Origin of the sequence: Nonomuraea sp. NPDC050680 (assembly GCF_040654555.1) — a bacterium.
Classification (GTDB): domain Bacteria; phylum Actinomycetota; class Actinomycetes; order Streptosporangiales; family Streptosporangiaceae; genus Nonomuraea.
Window position 1 is genome coordinate 305,629 of record NZ_JBFAIF010000001.1, and the last position, 16,278, is coordinate 321,906.

The following is a 16,278-nucleotide window of genomic DNA, read 5'->3' on the forward strand; positions in this document are numbered from 1 at the left end:
GCAAGCGCTTTCAATTCAATTCTTGACGAAGTTAATTACCAGGTCTACGGTACGGGCCATGCCCCGCGCATCGGATGCCGACGGATCGACACATCGGATCTCTCCCGCCCGGTCGGCCGAGTTCAGGGAGCCACGCTTCGGGCTGTTCATCCACTGGGCACGCCCGGACGTGGCCGTTCCGATGATCGAGCTCTTCCTCTGAAAGGCCCACCCCCATGGAGATGAACCGGCGCCAGATGCTGGCCCTCGCGGTCGCCGCGGCGACCGCGCCCGCGCTGTCCGCCTGCGCGGGCGACACCCGCCAGCAGCGGCAGGCCGCGGCACCCACGAAGTCCGGCGTGCCGACACTGGACCCGAACCGGCCCGGCAACGACACTTGGCCGTTCGCGGAGGCCGAGCAGCTCAACAACTCGCTGACATGGCCGAAGACCGAGGTGGCCGACCCGGCGTCGAAGGTGACGCTGACGGTGGCGATCACCGCGGACGTGATCGCCGAGGTACGCAACGCGCAGTTCGACTTCTTCTTCCACAAGCGCCACCCGAACATCGAGATCAAGCGGGAGACCTCGCAGTTCGACTCCTACCTCACCAAGTACATGGCCCAGGCGGCGGGCGGCTCCATGCCCGACGTGATCTACACGCACTACAGCTGGGCCCAGAACTTCATCGCCAACGACATCTTCCAGCCGCTGGACGAGTACATCGCCAAGACACCCGAGTTCGACAAGCAGGACCTGCCGGTGAACGCGCTCGGCTACTACGAGCGTGACGGCAAGCTGTTCGGCCTGCCCACCGACATGGCGCCCAAGCTGCTCTTCTACAACAAGGACATCTTCGACAAGGCCGGCGAGAAGTACCCCGACGAGTCGTGGACCGTCGAGAAGATGATGGAGGTGGCCAAGAAGCTCACCAGCGGCTCGGGCGCCGAGAAGATCTACGGTTTCACCCCGATGCTGCTGCCCGAGCCCGACATCACGCCGCGCGCCCTGGCGCAGTACGGCGCGCGCTACCTGAACGCCGACGAGTCGGTCTCCATGATCTCCCAACCGGAGGCGCAGAAGGTCTTCGGCATGTGGCTCGACCTGCTGAACAAGGACAAGGCCGTGCCCAGCCTGGCCGAGCTCAACCAGGTGCTGGCGAAGGTGGAGCCGTTCAAGGTCGGGCACGCGGCGATGACGATCAACGGCGCGTGGATCCTGACCGAGCTGGCCAAGCAGAAGGCGTTCACGTGGGGCGCCGCGCCCACGCCCAAGGGCCCGAAGGGCCGCTTCACGCCCGTCATCGGCAGCGCCCTGGCCATGTACGCCAAGTCGCCGCAGAAGGACGCGGCCTGGATCTACCTCAACGAGTACCTCTCCTCGACCGGGCAGCAGTTCCGCCGGATCAGCGCCCCCGCCAGGCAGTCTGCCTGGGAGCCGAACGCCGAGGCCCTCGGCATCCCCAAGGACGTCGTCGAGACCGTCAAGAGCGCCATGAAGGAGTACGGCACCGGCGACGGCGTGCTGAAGCTGCCCGCCAACAAGAAGGTCGTCGAGACGGCCAAGCCCATCTGGGAGCGGGTCATGATCGGCAAGACCGACCTGGCGAGCGGTCTGAAGGAGATCACCGACAAGATCACGCCACTGCTGGCCGAGAACAAGATCGCATGAGCGGTGTCGCCGCCGTCCTCTCGCGGCGGGGCCAGCAGACGCTGGCCCGCCGCGAGGCCCGGCGCTTCCACCTGTTCGTCTCGCCGTGGGTGATCGGGTTCGTCCTGTTCACCGGCGGGCCGATCCTCGCCTCGATCGCGATCAGCTTCACCGACTGGAACCTGCTGCGCAGCCCCACCTGGGCCGGCCTGGCCAACTACCAGAAAATGGTGAACGACCCGGAGTTCTGGGACTCCATCGGCAACACCTTCTACTACGGCCTGGGTGCGGTGTCACTGGGCGTCGTCTTCACCTTCGCGCTGGCGCTGCTGCTCAACCAGCCGCTGCGCTTCCAGGGCTTGTTCCGCACGGTGATGTACCTGCCGTCGGTGGTCTCGGGCGTGGCGACCGCACTGCTGTGGCTGAACATCCTGCATCCCGACTTCGGCCTGATCAACAAGCTGCTGGCCCTGGTGGGCATCTCGGGCCCGCCGTGGCTGGGCTCGACGGAGTGGGCGATGCCGGCCCTCATCCTGATGAGCGTCTGGGGCGCGGGCAACACCATCGTCATCTACCTGGCCGGCCTGCAGGGCATTCCGCAGACGCTGTACGAGGCCGCCGAGATCGACGGCGCCGGCTGGTGGCGCAGGTTCTGGAGCGTCACCGTGCCGATGATGTCGCCGGTGATCTTCTTCAACGTCGTGACGGGCTTCATCGCGAGCATCCAGGCGTACACGCTCATCCTCATCATGACCGAGGGCGGCCCGGCCAACTCCACCATGGTGCTCGGGCTCTACATCTACCGGCAGGCGTTCGTCTTCTTCGACATGGGGTACGCCGCCGCGCTGTCCTGGGCCATGTTCCTGATCGTCATCATCGTCACCCTGATCCAGTTCGGCCTGGCCAGGCGCTGGGTCCACTACGAGTTCAACTGATCTTTTCGAACCGATCTTTGCCGAGAGGAGGGCCGGGATGCTCGTCGAGACGAAGGCCGCCCCCGACATCCGGCGGCCGGGGCGCGCCCCCATGACCGCCGGTCAGGCCGAGCGCGTCAGGCGCAGCCAGCGGGCGGGCGCCTACGTACTGCTCTTCGCGGCCACCGGGGTGTTCCTGCTGCCGTTCCTCTGGATGGTGACGACGTCGTTGAAGTCGGACGCGGAGAACCTGGCCTTCCCGCCCGATTTCCTGCCCAGCGCCTTCCACTTCGAGAACTACGCCCGAGGCTGGAGCGGGAGCCTGCCCTTCACGCGGTTCCTGCTCAACACCGTCGTGATCACCGCCCTGTCGATGGCGGGGAACCTGATCTCGTGCGTCCTGCCCGCCTACGCCTTCGCCAGGATGCGGGCGCGGCTGGGCGCCTTCCTGTTCGCGCTCATGCTGGGCACGATGATGATCCCGCGCGAGATCACCCTGGTGCCGAAGTACATCCTGTTCGCCAAGCTCGGCTGGGTGGACACGTACCTGCCGCTGATCGTGCCGGAGTTCTTCGGGGTGGCGCTGTACATCTTCCTGCTGCGCCAGTTCTTCACCACCATTCCGCAGGAGCTCATCGACGCGGCCCGGATCGACGGCGCGTCGGAGTGGCGGATCCTGTGGAAGATCATGCTGCCGCTGTCGAAGCCCGCGCTGGCGGCGATCATGCTGTTCTCGTTCGTCGGCAACTGGAACCAGTATCTGGAATCGGTCATCTACCTGCGGACCACCGAGAAGTTCACGATCCCGCTGGGGCTCGGGATGTTCTCCGGCCAGTACGCCACCCAGTACAACCAGATGATGGCGGTCTCAGTCATCGCGATGATGCCGATTGTCGTACTGTTCTTCATTGCCCAGAAAACGTTCATCCGGGGCGTGACGCTGACCGGAATAGCGGGAAGGTGAGCTGTTGAACTACGAACGCCAGCCGTACAGGAGATGTGGCCGCAGCGGGCTGCGACTGCCCGCGGTCTCGCTGGGCCTGTGGCACAACTTCGGCGGCGGCAAGCCGCTGGACGGCCAGCGCGCGATCCTGCACAAGGCGCTCGACCTTGGCATCACCCACTTCGACATCGCCGACAGGTACGGTCCGCCGCTCGGCGCCGCCGAGTCGACGTTCGGCACGATCTTCCGCCAGGACCTGCGCGGCCTCCGTGACGAGATCGTGGTCACCACCAAGGGCAGCAACCCCATGTGGGACGGCCCCTACGGCAAGGGCAACTCCCGCAAGCACCTGCTGGCCACGCTCGACCGCTCCCTGGACCGGCTCGGCCTGGACTTCGTGGACATCTTCTACCTGCACCGCGACGACGCCGAGACGCCGCTGGAAGAGCAGGTGAGCACGCTCGACCACATGGTGCGCACCGGCCGCGTCCTGTACGCCGGGGTCTCCAACTTCTCCCCCGAGCGTACGGCGGAGGCCGCCCGCCTGCTGCGCGAGCTCGGCACCCCGCTGCTCGTGCACCAGCCCGCCTATTCCCTGCTCAACCGGCGTATCGAGGAGTCACTGCTGGGCGTGCTGGAGCAGGAGGGCGTCGGCTGCGTCGTCTACTCGCCGCTGGCGCAGGGCCTGCTGACCGACCGCTACCTGGACGGCATCCCGGCGGACTCGCGGGCGGCCGAGGGGCGCTTCCTCACCACCGACCGGGTCACGCCCGAAGTGCTGGCCTTCGTCCGCGCGCTGGGCGAGGTGGCCTCGGCCCGCGGGCAGTCGGTGGCCCAGCTGGCGCTGGCCTGGGCGCTGCGGGACCCGCGCATCACCTCGGTCCTCGTGGGCGCGTCGAGCCCCGAGCAGCTGGCGGCGAACGTCGCGGCCGTCGACCGGCTCGACTTCACCGACGACGAACTGTCCCAGATCGACCGGGCCGCCAAGGAAGCGGGGGTCGATGCGTAGCAGCACACCGGTGGCGCCGGCGTGACCCCGCCTCTGACCCTCCCCAGGGTGGGCCTGGGCGGCGGACCCCTGGGGAACTACCTCCACCCCATCTCCGACGCCCAGGCCCAGGCCGTCATCGACACGGCCTGGGCGGCCGGAGTCCGCTACTTCGACACCGCCCCCTTCTACGGCTTCGGCCTGGCCGAGCGGCGCCTGGGCGAGGCGCTGCGCGACCGTCCCCGGCCTGAGTACCTCCTGTCGACCAAGGTCGGCCGCCTGGTCCGGCCCGGCTCCAACGGGTCGCCCGGGGCGGGCATCTTCGCGGTCCCCGACGATCGGCACGTCGAGTGGGACTTCACCCGCGACGGCGTCCTGCGCAGCGTCTCGGACTCCCTGGAGCGCCTCGGCCTGGACCGGATCGACATCCTGCTCATCCACGACCCCGACCACCACTGGCCGCAGGCCTTGGACGAGGCGTACCCCGCCTTGGCGGACCTGCGCGCCCAGGGTGTGGTGCGCGCGATCGGCGTCGGCATGAACCAGTCGCGGATGCTCGTCGACTTCGTCAAACGCGCCGACCCGGACCTCCTGCTCGCCGCCAACCAGTGCACGCTGCTGCGCCGGTCGGCGTTCGAGGAGCTGCTACCCCTGTGCCAGGAGCGCGCCATCCCCGTCGTCGCGGCCAGCCTCCTGCACCGCGGCGAGCTGGCCGTTCCGCCGGCCGACGCCTCCGAGGAGGTGCGGCGGATCGCGGCGGCCTGCCAGGAGCACGAGGTCCCGATCACCGCCGCGGCCCTGCAGTTCCCCTTCCAGCATCCCGCGGTCCACTCGATCCTCGTCGGCGCCCACGAGCCGGCCCAGATCACCGCCAACCTGGCCGCCCTGCGGCACCCCGTACCCGACGACCTCTGGAAATGTCTGGCTGATCAGCCCCGGCCCGGCCCCCTGTAGACGAGCAGGTAGCGCCAGAACAGCAGGCGGCGGATCGAGGCTCCGGGCAGCAGCGTCGCCGCCTCGGCCGTGATCTCCGGCAACGTCATCATGGCCTTGGCGACCACCATTTCGGTGGGAGCCTCCTCCGCCTGCGGCCGGGCCGCCGAAAGGAGACGCGCGACCGCGTTCACCGGCACCGCGCACAGACTGACCGCGAAGTCCGCGGGCGTGCTCTCCCGATAGCAGCCGAGGATCGCGAGCACCCCACCGGGAGCGAGCGATCCGCGTAACCGGCTGACCGTCTCGAAGGGCACATGGTGGATGCTGGCCAGGCACGAGACGAAGTCGTACTTTCCGCCCGGCAGCTCGGCCACTGCGATGTCGGCCTGCTCGTACCGTACGGGACCCGGGATCGAGCGGGCCGCCTCGACGGCCTCGGCGGAGGAGTCGATCGCGTCGACCACCAGCCCCCTCGCGGCCAGCCGCCGCGCGAACCGCCCGGTCCCGCAGCCCACGTCCAGGGCGGTCCCGGCGCCCTCGGGAACCTGCTTGAGCAGAAGCGGATGATAGTGGTCATTGTGGTTGAACGACATGGCACGCAAAGCTATCGCTGCGGGAGGAGCTTGATCGTGCTTTCGGCGTGCCGCTCCACCTGGGCCCGGCTGTACAGGAGCGGGAAGTAGTCGCTCGACCGCCAGCGCTCCGCCAGATCCCGATAATGCGGGCTGCGGGGATCGCCGGACTGGCCGGGAGCGTTGACCGCGCGCGAGTCGTCCCACTTGCCGACGTCGAGCACCATCTTGAACGACGCTCCGGACGTCTGCTGGTAGGTGGCGGCGTTGTTGGAGGAGGCGTCCACCGTGTACGCCGAGCCGCCCCGGGGGAAGGGACCGACGTTCGCGCCGACCGGGCTCGTGAACTCGGTGTACTGCAGCGCGCCCCACGTCCACAGCCGCGGGTCGGCACCGAGCCGCCCGGCGACCTCGCGGTAGGCGGCGGCCAGTGTCGTGGCCAGCAGGTCGTCCCGCACGGCCTTACCTCCGGTCCCGAACCAGCGGTCCGGGTTCTCCAGCGCCTCGATCAGCACGCGGACGTCGAAGACGGGGATGGAGTCGGCCACCGCCGGCGGCAGCACCGCGCGGCGGAAGGCGGGCCCGAGATGACGCGAGAACCACGGCTCGAACAGGGCCGCCTCCGGCGAGTCCGCGCCCGTCGCCCCGTCCCAGGACCGGAGCAGCGTCAGCGCCCGCTGAGTGTCCGGATCCGCGCTCGTCAGGCCGGCGAGCACGCGCACGATCCGCTGCGCGGGCTTGGACACCTTGTCGGCCTGCAGACGGATGGAGTCCTCGACCGAACTCCGCGGGCTCGCCGCGAGCACCTCGTCGATCCGCTGCTTGCGGTAGGGAGGATCCCACTCGTACCCCACCTGGATCGGGTGGTTCGCGGGCAGGTCGAAGTCGTTCGCCGACGAGATCAGCCCCCGCGGCGGATTGTAGGAGCGGGGCAGGCGGGCGCCGTCGTAGAAGCCCTTCCATTCGTAGCGGCCGTCGCCCGGCACGGGCAACAGGCCGTCATAGCCGTTGCGCCGGGGGGTGAGGCCACCGGGCACCCAGCCGATGTTGCCGGAGGTGTCGGCGTACACCTGGTTCTCGGGCGGGCCGCCCCAGGTGCTCATGGCCGCGGCGAACTGCTTGAAGTCGCGGGCGCCCATGTAGGTCAGGCTGCCGAAGTAGGGAGAGGTGCCGGGCTCCAGCCAGGTGGTGCGCAGGGCGTACGCGAGGTTGCGCTGCTTGTCGATCTTGAGCACGGGGCCGTGCCTGGTGAAGGGCAACTCCACCTCGACCGGCGAGCCGCCCGCGACCGGCACCTTCTCGGTGATCGTCGTGAAGGGCTCCCAGCCGTCGCCGTACCGGTACCTGCCCGGGTCGGCGGGATCGAGCTGGTAGACGTAGAGGTCTTCCTGGTCGGTGCCGAAGATGGTCAGGCCGAACGCGACCGTGCCGTTGTGCCCGATCGAGATCCCCGGAAGCGCGGGTTCACCGGCCCCGATGACGTCGATCCCGGGCGCCGACAGATGGGCCATATAGCGCAGGGCGGGCGCCGTCAGCGACCGGTGCGGGTCGCTGGCCAGGATGGGACGGCCCGTCGTGGAGCGGCCCGGCGAGACCGCCCAGCTGTTGCTGCCCTCACTGGCCGCGGGGTCGCGAGGGGCCAGGCGTAGCGCGCCGTTCTGGACGACCACGCCCCGCGTGGCCAGATCATAGGTCCGCAGCACGTCCACGGGCACGGAGCAGGGATCGAGCCCCTTGGGCAGGGTCGTGGTGTGATCGGGTTCCAGGCGCCACAGGGCTCCGGCGGCCTCGATTCCTCCCGCGCACACGATGAGCGAGCGGAGCACCTCGCTGAAGACGTTCTTGGAGATGCCGTGGCTTCTGATCCGCACCACGTCCTCCGGCCGCCACAGCGCGGGCGTGTATCCGAGCTGCCGGAACTCCGGCGGCATGCTGTCCGGATTCCGCTGGAGCCACCGCACGTAGGCATTGACGCCCTCGGTGAAACGGGTCGCCGCCTGCTTCGCTCCGGGGCCGTAGCTCGCCCATTCCCGGTCCATGTCCCCGCGATACAGGAACATCCTCGTCGCCTTGTCCTGCTCCACGTAGGCCGGGCCGAACACCGAGGAGAGCTCCCCCAGGCCGCGGCGGCGCCAGAGGTCGATCTGGAACAGCCGGTCCCTGGCGGCGTTGAATCCCTGGGCCAGGAAGAGGTCGTCGGTGTTCCGGGCGTAGATGTGCGGCACACCCCACTCGTCCACGATCAGCTCGACCGGCTGCCTGAGCCCCGGGACGACCTGGTCCGTGGCCTGCCGCGACCGCGCCGCGACGGGCGGCGCGGTCAGGCTCAGCACAAGGACGGCGGCCAGCGCCGCTCCGGCACGCAGGCGTCTCCGCATGGCACAGCACCTCTCGGTGGGGTGTGGGGTCCGGGCCCCTCGGCGACTTCCATGACAGGACGCCTGCGCTGATTTCGGCCAGCGAATTCGGGATATTTAGGGGGCCAGGCGGCGGAAAAGTCCCCTGAACCCCCTCCGCACTTCATCTGTAGGGGTTGGGTAGGGGTGGCTAGGCGCACGTCTTCTGCTCGACGTCACACAGCTTGACTTCGGGGAAACGAGGTGACCGCTCGTCGAGCAGCGGTTGCGGCCTCGCGCGCAGGTGCAGGTCGAAGAACGCCGCCACGTATGTGCGGGTGATCGCCATGGAACGGGCAGGGGGCAGGCCGGTGTTCCGGTAGATGCCGATCTGTTCGCCCAGCACGGCGATGTCGGTGAACGAGACGTGCTCCGCCCCCGCCAGCACGAGCCAGCGCTTCCATCCCGTCAGGTTCTGCCAGACGCCGTCCCACGAAACGTCCTTTCCGCCCGGGCTGTGCTTCGCCTGCGTGCCCAGGAAGAGGAACGGCCGCGACAACCCGCTCTGCGGAACCGGGACGAACGCGGTGCCGTCGATGTCGATCCCGGCGCGTACCCTCGGGTCCTTGAGCATGGCACCCACGGCGCTCGCGCCGCCCGCCGAGTGACCGGCCATCGCGATTCTGGACGGGTCGATCAGCGCGGCGCTCTTCCATTGGGGGCGTGCGCGCGTCAGCGCGTCCAGCACGAAGGAGACGTCGGCCGCCCTGGTCGCGCCAACCTTGTCCCAGAATGTCTGGTCCTTCTCCTTGACCTGGCATGCCACACAGGTGGTGATCCGTCCGCCGGGGAAACTCGTCGCGCTCTCGTACGTGTGGCCGATGGAGACCACCGCGTACCCTCTGCTCGCCAGGTCCTCGGCCAGCGCGGTGAGCGAGCTCCGGGGCTCGGTGAAGCCGGTGGAGAGCACCACCAGCGGCAGTCCGCGCCGACGGCCGGCGGGTTCCGCGTCGGTGGTCGCGTTGGTCCGCGTCTTGCTGAGCAGGTCGAGCGGCAGACCGATTATCTCCCCGTCTTTCATGAGAAGTTCTGATTCCTTGGCAGTCATGTACGGAGCCGGCTTCCGGCCGCGAGATGTCGCCGGGTACCACAGGGAGACCATGAGTTCCCTCGCCTTCACGCTGGGCACCCAGGGGTCGGCGCGGGAGGTGTCCCTGAGGTACAAGGACGTGGTGCCGACCGGCTGGGACCCGGTCGGTTTGGGCAGGTACGGCGTGCCGCTCCGGAGCCCCACCAGCCCGGCGGAGGCGGGCCTGGCAGGGTTCGGTGACGGCGTGCGCGAGGGGCCGTCGGACCGGGCCGGCCCGGCCGCGGAAGCGCAGGAGGTGACGGTCACGAAGGCGAGCAGAGCCGCGACGGCGGTGACGCCTCGGCGGATCCGGCGGCGCGGCGCCGGATTGATCACATGACCCATGAACTGGTGTCCTTCCGGATCGGAGCGGCCGCCGCGATGAAATCTCCACGGACGGCCGATGGCAGCAAGCAAGCTATGCGCGCAGGAGATTCGCCCGCGTCGGCTGTCATGCCGATATCGACCCCCTCTTGGGGATGACGCCCAGCCGTGTCATCCCTGCGATGTACTCCTGGAGGACGTCGAGCCCGGTCACCGAGGCTGACGCGGACCTACCGCGCAGTCGGGACAATGCATCAGTGACAGTGAGCGAACGACGTGGATGGTGGCAGCTCGGGCTGGATGCGCTGCGCCCCGAGCAGGAACCCGCCCGGCCCTCGCGCCGATCACTCCTCGCAGACCTGCTGCTCGCGATCCTTCTGACCGTTGTCGCGGTGGCCGCGACAACGGTCAGCACGACCGACGGTGGTCTCCGCCGCCTCGACGTGCGCCAACACTCCCTGATGGAGCCCTTGCGACTGCGGCCCGCTCCTCAGCCACGAAGCGGCGATGTCCGGCCCGACAGTCTGGTCCGGCAGGTCAATCCCCCAGCCGACCCGGGCCCGCTTCCCCTCCTGGTGGTTCTGACAGCGTTGCCGCTGGCGGTGCGGCGGCTGTATCCGCTGATCACCTTCTGGGTGGTGCTGGTCGCGGCATTGGCCACCTCCGACGACGCGACCTGGATCACCGTGCTGACGTTCGCCATCGCCGCCTATGGCGCCGTGACTCACAGTCGTTACCGGGCGCTGGCGATGGGCGGCCTCGTCCTCGCGACCGTCCTGGCCGGCGCGGCCTTCCAGGACTCCGTACCGCCGTTGCCGAGTTGGCTGGGCCCGTTCGTGGTAGTGCTCAGCGCTGGAGTCGCCGCGAGCCTCGGCCGGTTCTGGAGACGACAGATCGACGCACTGCGGCAGACTCAGGAGGAGGACATGCGCCGGGCCGTCGAGGTGGAGCGCTCGCGGATCGCCGCCGAACTCCACGACGTCGTCACCCACAATGTGAACGTGATGGTCATCCAGGCCGGAGCGGCGCGCAAGGTCATGGACACGGCCCCGGATCGGTCGAAGCAGGCCATGCTGGCGGTCGAAGCCGGCGGCCGGGCCGCCATGGCCGAACTCCGCCACGTCATGGGTCTGCTCGCCGGTCCGGAAAGCGCGCGGGCGGTAGACAGCGCCGACGGGCTCGAACCACAACCGGGACTCGACCAGCTGAACTCCTTGATCAAACGGGTTCGCGAAGCCGGCGTACCGGTCAGCGTCGAGGTCTCTCCACCGCCCGGCCCGCTGCCGCCGGGGGTGGACCTGGCCGCGTACCGCGTCGTACAGGAGGCCTTGACCAACACGATCAAGCACGCGGCCGGCGCCGCGGCGTCCGTCACGATCGGCCACAGCGGCGACTGGCTGGAGATCGAGGTCACCGACACCGGCGGCAGGCAGACGACGCGCGCCGGAGACGGCCAGGGCAGGGGCTTGATCGGGCTACGCGAACGGCTCGCGCTCTACGACGGCACCCTGGAGGCGGGACCAACGAGCGGCGGCGGCTACCAGATCAAGGCGAGACTTCCATGGACTCTCACGTGAACCGGCCGCTGCGCGTGGTCATCGCCGACGACCAGGCGCTGGTACGCAGCGGGTTCGGGATGATCCTCGCCGCCGAGGGCATCGAGGTTGTCGCCGAAGCGGCCAACGGTGCCGAAGCCGTCGCCGCCGTCCGGCGCACCTTGCCCGACATCGTGCTGATGGACATCCGGATGCCGGAGATGGACGGCCTCGAAGCCACCCGGCAGATCATGGCAGGCGCCGCGGACGAGACCCGCGTCCTCATCCTGACCACCTACGACCTCGATCACTATGTCTATGCGGCGCTCACCATGGGGGCCAGCGCGTTCCTGCTCAAGGACGTCACACCCGAGCACCTGGTGGCCGCGGTGCGCCTGGTCCGCGCGGGTGACGCCCTGCTCGCCCCGTCGATCACCCGCCGCCTGGTCGAACGCTTCGCCCGCCGTGACGAGGCCAGGGCGGCCGTTCACCGTGACCTGTCGGAGCTGACGCCCCGGGAGCTGGAGGTGCTGCGCCTGCTCGCCACCGGGCTGAGCAACGCCGAACTCGCCGACCGGCTGAGCCTCAGCCCGACGACGGTGAAGACCCACGTCGCGCGCATCCTGTCCAAGCTCGGCCTCAGGGACCGGGTTCAGGCGGTCGTGCTGGCGTACGAGACGGGCTTGGTCGCCCCCGGCTCCCCCGCCGACCGGCCGCCAGGGAGCGCGCGAGGGCCGTCGTAAGCGCCGGACCCGGATGCCGAAAGGTCCGCGAACTCCGGACGAAGACCTCCCGAAGCTCACGGACCCTGTCACCGGCGAGGCTAGCGCCGCACGTGCACCGGCACGCCCTTGCCGAGCAGTCCGGGCAGCTCGACCGCCACGTTCATCGGCATCCGCACGCACCCGTGAGACGCCGGGTACAGCGGCACCGACAGCGCTCCGTGGAAGGCGATGCCGCCGTTGAAGAAGATCGGGTTGTACAGCTGCCCCAGGTACGACCTGTGCCAGCCCTTGGCCCGCCACGTCGTCTTGTAGTCACCCGTGGGCGTCCTGGCCGAGCCGCAGAAGCGCTGACTCTTGCCCTGCCACTTCGCCGTCTCGCAGTACGGGACGCCGCTGCCGGACGAGATGTGGGTGATCAGCTTCACCTGGCCGTCGACGTACAGGACCATGATCTGCTTGGTCAGGTTGACCTCGGCGCGGGTCGGCTTGCCGTTCTTGACCAGGACCTTGGGGGTCCTGGGGTTCTCCAGCGCGGTCCACGTGCGCTTGGCGATCGTGCTGGTGGGCCGGATGCCGTTCACCTTCTGGAAGGCCCACACGGCCGTCATCGTGGACCCGCCGTAGCTGCCGTCGGCCCGGCCCGGACGGTAGCCGAGCTCTTTGAGGCGCGTCTGCAGCCAGGTGACCGCTTTGCCCTTGGCGCCCAGCTTGAGCGTCTTCTTGGGCGCGGCCACGGTCGTGGTGGGCCCCGCCTCGGAGGCCGCCACACTCGGCGGTGCCGGGGTGGGTGTCGTTGTGACGGAAACGATCGCGGGCGCGGCCGCCGACCGCGCATGGGTGACGGTCGTACCGCACCCTGTCAGGACTAGGGCGCCAGCCGTCAAGAGAGCAGCCACGCCGGGCAGCCGTCGATCCCCCACCCGTACCACCTCTCAAACCATGAACATTCTGATCAAAGGACCATGTCAGGTTAATGCAATGGTCAACCTGTTTAGAGTGTCCACATGTCTGAGAAGTTGCCTGCCAACGCCGTTCTGGTGGAAACAGCCCTTCGCGCGCTAGGCGCCGAGGGAGAAATCATCGTATTGCCGGAAAAAGCCCCAACTGCGGCCACCGCCGCCGCGCAGGTCGGCTGTGAGGTCGGCGCCATCGCCAACAGCCTCATCTTCGACGCGGACGGCACCCCGCTCCTCGTCATGACCAGCGGCGCGCACCGCGTCGACGTCGAGCTGATCGCCCGCACGGCGGGAGTCGAGAAGGTACGGCGGGCGACACCGGAGTTCGTCAGGGCGGCGACGGGCCAGCCGATCGGCGGCGTCGCGCCCGTCGGGCATCCGGCCCCGGTGCGGACCCTGGTGGACAACTGGCTGAGCAAGCACGAGGTCGTATGGGCCGCCGGCGGGCATCCGCTCACGGTCTTTCCCACCACATTCGATGAGCTGGTACGGATCACCGGTGGTACCCCCGTCGACGTCGAGTAGTGTGCGACGCGTGATCGAGTTTCGTGGGGCGGGACAGGCGGAGTTCACCGAACACCTGGACACGGTGATCGGCATCTACGCCGCCGCCATGCGCCCGCCCTCGGACCAGATCACCGGCCGCAAGGCCATCATGCGGAATCACGGGACATACCCATATTTTCAGTGCTATTTCGCTGAATTGCGTGGGGAGCCGGGGGCGTACCCCTCGAAGATCGTCGGCTTCGCCTACGGCTTCCGGGGCGAGCCGGGCCAGTGGTGGCACGACGTCGTGTTCCGCGCGCTGGAGAGCCAGTCGGGCAGGGAGGTCGCCGACGCCTGGCTGGGCAACGCCTTCGAACTGGCCGAGATCCACATGCACCCCGACTATCAGGGCAAGGGCATCGGCCGGGCGATGATCGCCACCCTGTGCGCGGGCCGCCGCGAGCGCTCGGCGGTTCTGTCCACCCACGACCGCCCCACCACGGCCCGCCACCTGTACGCCAGCATGGGCTTCACCGACCTGCTGAGCCCGTTCCTCTTCCCGGGCGGCTACGAGCAGTACGCGATCATGGGCAGGCCCCTCCCCCTGTGACCACGACGGCTGATTCCCGGCCCTGACCCGGTCGGTTCCAGGTTCGGTTCGTACCAGCGCGGCTCCGCCCTGTTCGCGGCACCACCGGCATAATGTAGACGATCAACCTGGCGCCCCCAACCGGGTCAATCCCGGGCACATCCCCCTGCACCGACGCCCATGTCACACCACCGGACGTCCGGCAGGAGGAACTTATGCGTCTCGTCACACGAATCGGAGTGGCCGCCACTCTCCTGGTTGGCCAGGGCACCCCGCCCGAGCCGACCGCCACTCCCACACCTACGCCCACACCCACACCCACCTCGACCGCGAGCGCCGGCAAAAAGGGCTCCAAGACCGCCATCCCCCCTGCGCTGAAGAACGTCCCGTCGCTCCGCGTCCTCCCCTGGGATCCCCGCCAGGCCAGCCACGTCCGGATCTTCGTGCACTGCCCTCCGAAGGCGAATCACGCGCTCATCGGCTCCACCGCGTTCGCCCTGAAGGGGTCGAGGCGCCTCTACCGGGAGGTGGGGCTGGGACTCTCCAGCCGAGGTCTGGCACACCGCGCCGTGTCCATCTCCTACTCCGCCCTGCCTGGATTCCACGGTGCGCACCTGAAGTGCGTGAAGGTCAAAATGAACCAGAAGACACGCATCAGGCGCATCCGGGTCCTGGGCCGGGATGCCACGCCTCTCTACGTGCGCAGGTTCAGCATCTGGCAGTTCTTCGACTAGGCCGGAAGGTGAACCGGCGTGTCATGGCCGTCTCGTGACCCGCGGTTTGCCGCCCGTCACTCTGGGCAATCTTCACTACGTAGGGCAACCGGCCATCCGCCCGATCCCCCTGCGGGCGGAGCACCGGCACGAGATCCTCTTGCCGGGGGGCCCGTTCTTCCTCTCCCCCGATGGAGGTATCCCTTTCCAGGGACCCGAGCACGACGGACCTTCTTCTTCCCCTCCCCCGAAGGGGCTATCCCTCTCTAAGGACCTCAGCCACCATGGACGTCACAGGGATCGAGACGGTCGTGTGACGAACCACCCGGGCACCCTTGTGGTCACCGCACCAAAGGACCTAGACGGCCCAGGGAGGAGTCGTAACGGCGGCAAGCCGGGGAACCCGTAAGCGTAACCCTGGACAGACCTCAGCCCCGGTCGGCGACTGGCGGCCCACCGGGCCGGCCGTACAAAAGACCGCTTGTCACTCGCACGAACGGCCAGATCAGCGCAGACGCCCGCACGAACGGCCAGATGAGCTTCGGGTCACGCGGACAGCGCCTCGACCGGAGCAAGCCGCTCGAACACCTCGCGAGTCGCGCTGGACCGGTTGAAGGTGATGAAGTGGATCCCCGGTGCGCCCTCATTCAGCAGCCGCTGGCAGAGCTCCACCCCGTGGTCGATGCCCAGCCGCCGCACGGCCGCCGGGTCGTCGGCCACCGCCTCGAAGCGGGCCGCCAGCTCCGCCGGGAACGGCGCCCCCGACAGCTGCTCCGACCTGGCGATCGTGCTCATCTGCGTGACCGGCATGATGCACGGGATGATCGGCGTGTCACACCCCTGCTCCGCCACCCGGTCGCGCAGCCGCAGGTAGTCGTCGGCCTCGAAGAACATCTGGGTGATCGCGTAGTCGGCGCCGGCCCGGCACTTCTGGACGAAGAAGTCGGTGTCGGACTCGATCGACGGCGAGCGCGGGTGTTTGTACGGGAACGCCGCCACGCCCACGCAGAAGTCGCCCACCTGCCGGATCAGCCGCACGAGCTCCTCGGCGTAGAGGACGCCTTCCGGATGCTGGACCCACTCGCCCGTCGGGTCACCGGGAGGGTCGCCCCGCACGGCGAGGATATTGCGCACCCCCGCGTCCGCGAAGCGGCCGATCAGGTGACGCAGCTCGCGGATCGAGTGGTTGACCGCGGTGAAATGCGCCACAGGGGTGAGCGTGGTGTCGTGGGCCAGCCGTTCGACGATGTCCACGGTGCGGTCGCGGTTGGAGCCGCCCGCGCCGTAGGTCACGGACACGAACGTCGGCCGCAGCGACTCGAGCTCTCTGATCGCCCGCCACAGCTGCCGTTCCCCCTCGTCCGTCTTCGGCGGGAAGAATTCGAAGGAGAACGACCGGCCACCGGACGCGAGAAGCTCACGGACGGTGGGAACACGATCGGGCAGGATGGAGGGTCGACCAAGCGCCATGTGACCCAGGCTACCGCCACAAGCCCCGTCCCTG

17 protein-coding genes are annotated in these 16,278 nt (G+C 68.8%); 12 read left to right on the top strand and 5 right to left on the bottom strand.

From position 1 onward, the window contains the following. Window positions 1-58 precede the first annotated feature (58 nt). From AB0H88_RS01445 to AB0H88_RS01470, 6 genes are read left to right on the top strand one after another with little or no spacing between them, the layout of a single operon-like run. Window positions 59-202 (top strand): hypothetical protein, encoded by a 144-nt coding sequence (locus tag AB0H88_RS01445; RefSeq protein WP_357639772.1) that lies wholly within the window; start codon window positions 59-61, stop codon window positions 200-202. Between the two features lie 13 nt (window positions 203-215). Next, window positions 216-1,649 carry a sugar ABC transporter substrate-binding protein gene (locus AB0H88_RS01450; RefSeq protein WP_357639773.1) on the top strand — a complete coding sequence of 478 codons (1,434 nt, stop codon included), beginning with the start codon at window positions 216-218 and terminating at the stop codon, window positions 1,647-1,649. Beyond that, window positions 1,646-2,563 (top strand): sugar ABC transporter permease, encoded by a 918-nt coding sequence (locus tag AB0H88_RS01455; protein ID WP_357639776.1) that lies wholly within the window; start codon window positions 1,646-1,648, stop codon window positions 2,561-2,563. The genes AB0H88_RS01450 and AB0H88_RS01455 overlap by 4 nt, the downstream gene beginning before the upstream one ends. 37 nt (window positions 2,564-2,600) lie before the next feature. Beyond that, window positions 2,601-3,506: a carbohydrate ABC transporter permease gene (locus tag AB0H88_RS01460; protein WP_357639778.1), complete on the top strand. Its 906-nt coding sequence runs from the start codon at window positions 2,601-2,603 to the stop codon at window positions 3,504-3,506. A gap of 4 nt (window positions 3,507-3,510) precedes the next feature. Further along, complete coding sequence (locus AB0H88_RS01465) at window positions 3,511-4,494, top strand: aldo/keto reductase (RefSeq protein ID WP_357639780.1); 984 nt, start codon at window positions 3,511-3,513, stop codon at window positions 4,492-4,494. A gap of 21 nt (window positions 4,495-4,515) precedes the next feature. Further along, on the top strand, window positions 4,516-5,427 hold the full coding sequence (locus AB0H88_RS01470; protein ID WP_357639783.1) for an aldo/keto reductase: 912 nt from the start codon (window positions 4,516-4,518) through the stop codon (window positions 5,425-5,427). On the opposite strand, the gene AB0H88_RS01475 is transcribed toward AB0H88_RS01470, so the two are convergent. The 3 genes from AB0H88_RS01475 to AB0H88_RS01485 all read right to left on the bottom strand — a co-directional run bounded on the left by AB0H88_RS01475 (window position 5,403) and on the right by AB0H88_RS01485 (window position 9,542). Then, window positions 5,403-6,002, bottom strand: a complete 600-nt coding sequence (locus AB0H88_RS01475) for a methyltransferase domain-containing protein (RefSeq protein ID WP_357639786.1) — start codon at window positions 6,000-6,002, stop codon at window positions 5,403-5,405. The two genes, AB0H88_RS01470 and AB0H88_RS01475, sit on opposite strands and share 25 nt — an antisense overlap. Before the next feature lie 11 nt (window positions 6,003-6,013). Then, entirely contained in the window at window positions 6,014-8,359 is a 2,346-nt protein-coding gene (locus tag AB0H88_RS01480; protein ID WP_357639789.1) for a penicillin acylase family protein, read from the bottom strand. Between the two features lie 169 nt (window positions 8,360-8,528). Next, window positions 8,529-9,542, bottom strand: a complete 1,014-nt coding sequence (locus AB0H88_RS01485) for an alpha/beta hydrolase (RefSeq protein WP_357641969.1) — start codon at window positions 9,540-9,542, stop codon at window positions 8,529-8,531. On the opposite strand from AB0H88_RS01485, the gene AB0H88_RS01490 reads away from it, so the two are divergent. The 3 genes from AB0H88_RS01490 (at window position 9,478) to AB0H88_RS01500 (ending at window position 12,048) form a co-directional block, all read left to right on the top strand. After that, window positions 9,478-9,786 (top strand): hypothetical protein, encoded by a 309-nt coding sequence (locus AB0H88_RS01490; RefSeq protein ID WP_357642024.1) that lies wholly within the window; start codon window positions 9,478-9,480, stop codon window positions 9,784-9,786. The two genes, AB0H88_RS01485 and AB0H88_RS01490, sit on opposite strands and share 65 nt — an antisense overlap. Before the next feature lie 241 nt (window positions 9,787-10,027). After that, entirely contained in the window at window positions 10,028-11,347 is a 1,320-nt protein-coding gene (locus AB0H88_RS01495; RefSeq protein WP_357639792.1) for a histidine kinase, read from the top strand. Then, entirely contained in the window at window positions 11,332-12,048 is a 717-nt protein-coding gene (locus tag AB0H88_RS01500; RefSeq protein ID WP_357639794.1) for a response regulator transcription factor, read from the top strand. The genes AB0H88_RS01495 and AB0H88_RS01500 overlap by 16 nt, the downstream gene beginning before the upstream one ends. Window positions 12,049-12,128: 80 nt before the next feature. Here the strand turns inward: AB0H88_RS01500 and AB0H88_RS01505 are convergent, their stop codons facing one another. Further along, window positions 12,129-12,797, bottom strand: coding sequence for a L,D-transpeptidase family protein (locus AB0H88_RS01505; protein WP_357639797.1), 669 nt, complete (start codon window positions 12,795-12,797; stop codon window positions 12,129-12,131). 237 nt (window positions 12,798-13,034) lie between these two features. On the opposite strand from AB0H88_RS01505, the gene AB0H88_RS01510 reads away from it, so the two are divergent. The 3 genes from AB0H88_RS01510 (at window position 13,035) to AB0H88_RS01520 (ending at window position 14,795) form a co-directional block, all read left to right on the top strand. Further along, the gene (locus AB0H88_RS01510) at window positions 13,035-13,511 is read left to right on the top strand and encodes a YbaK/EbsC family protein (RefSeq protein ID WP_357639798.1); all 477 of its coding nucleotides are present in this window, start codon (window positions 13,035-13,037) and stop codon (window positions 13,509-13,511) included. Between the two features lie 10 nt (window positions 13,512-13,521). After that, a complete protein-coding gene (locus tag AB0H88_RS01515) occupies window positions 13,522-14,082 on the top strand; it encodes a GNAT family N-acetyltransferase (RefSeq protein WP_357639800.1) in 561 nt (186 codons plus the stop codon). Between the two features lie 194 nt (window positions 14,083-14,276). Further along, window positions 14,277-14,795 carry a hypothetical protein gene (locus AB0H88_RS01520; protein ID WP_357639802.1) on the top strand — a complete coding sequence of 173 codons (519 nt, stop codon included), beginning with the start codon at window positions 14,277-14,279 and terminating at the stop codon, window positions 14,793-14,795. 525 nt (window positions 14,796-15,320) lie between these two features. On the opposite strand, the gene metF is transcribed toward AB0H88_RS01520, so the two are convergent. Further along, window positions 15,321-16,244: a methylenetetrahydrofolate reductase [NAD(P)H] gene (gene metF, locus AB0H88_RS01525; protein WP_357639805.1), complete on the bottom strand. Its 924-nt coding sequence runs from the start codon at window positions 16,242-16,244 to the stop codon at window positions 15,321-15,323. Window positions 16,245-16,278: the final 34 nt, after the last annotated feature.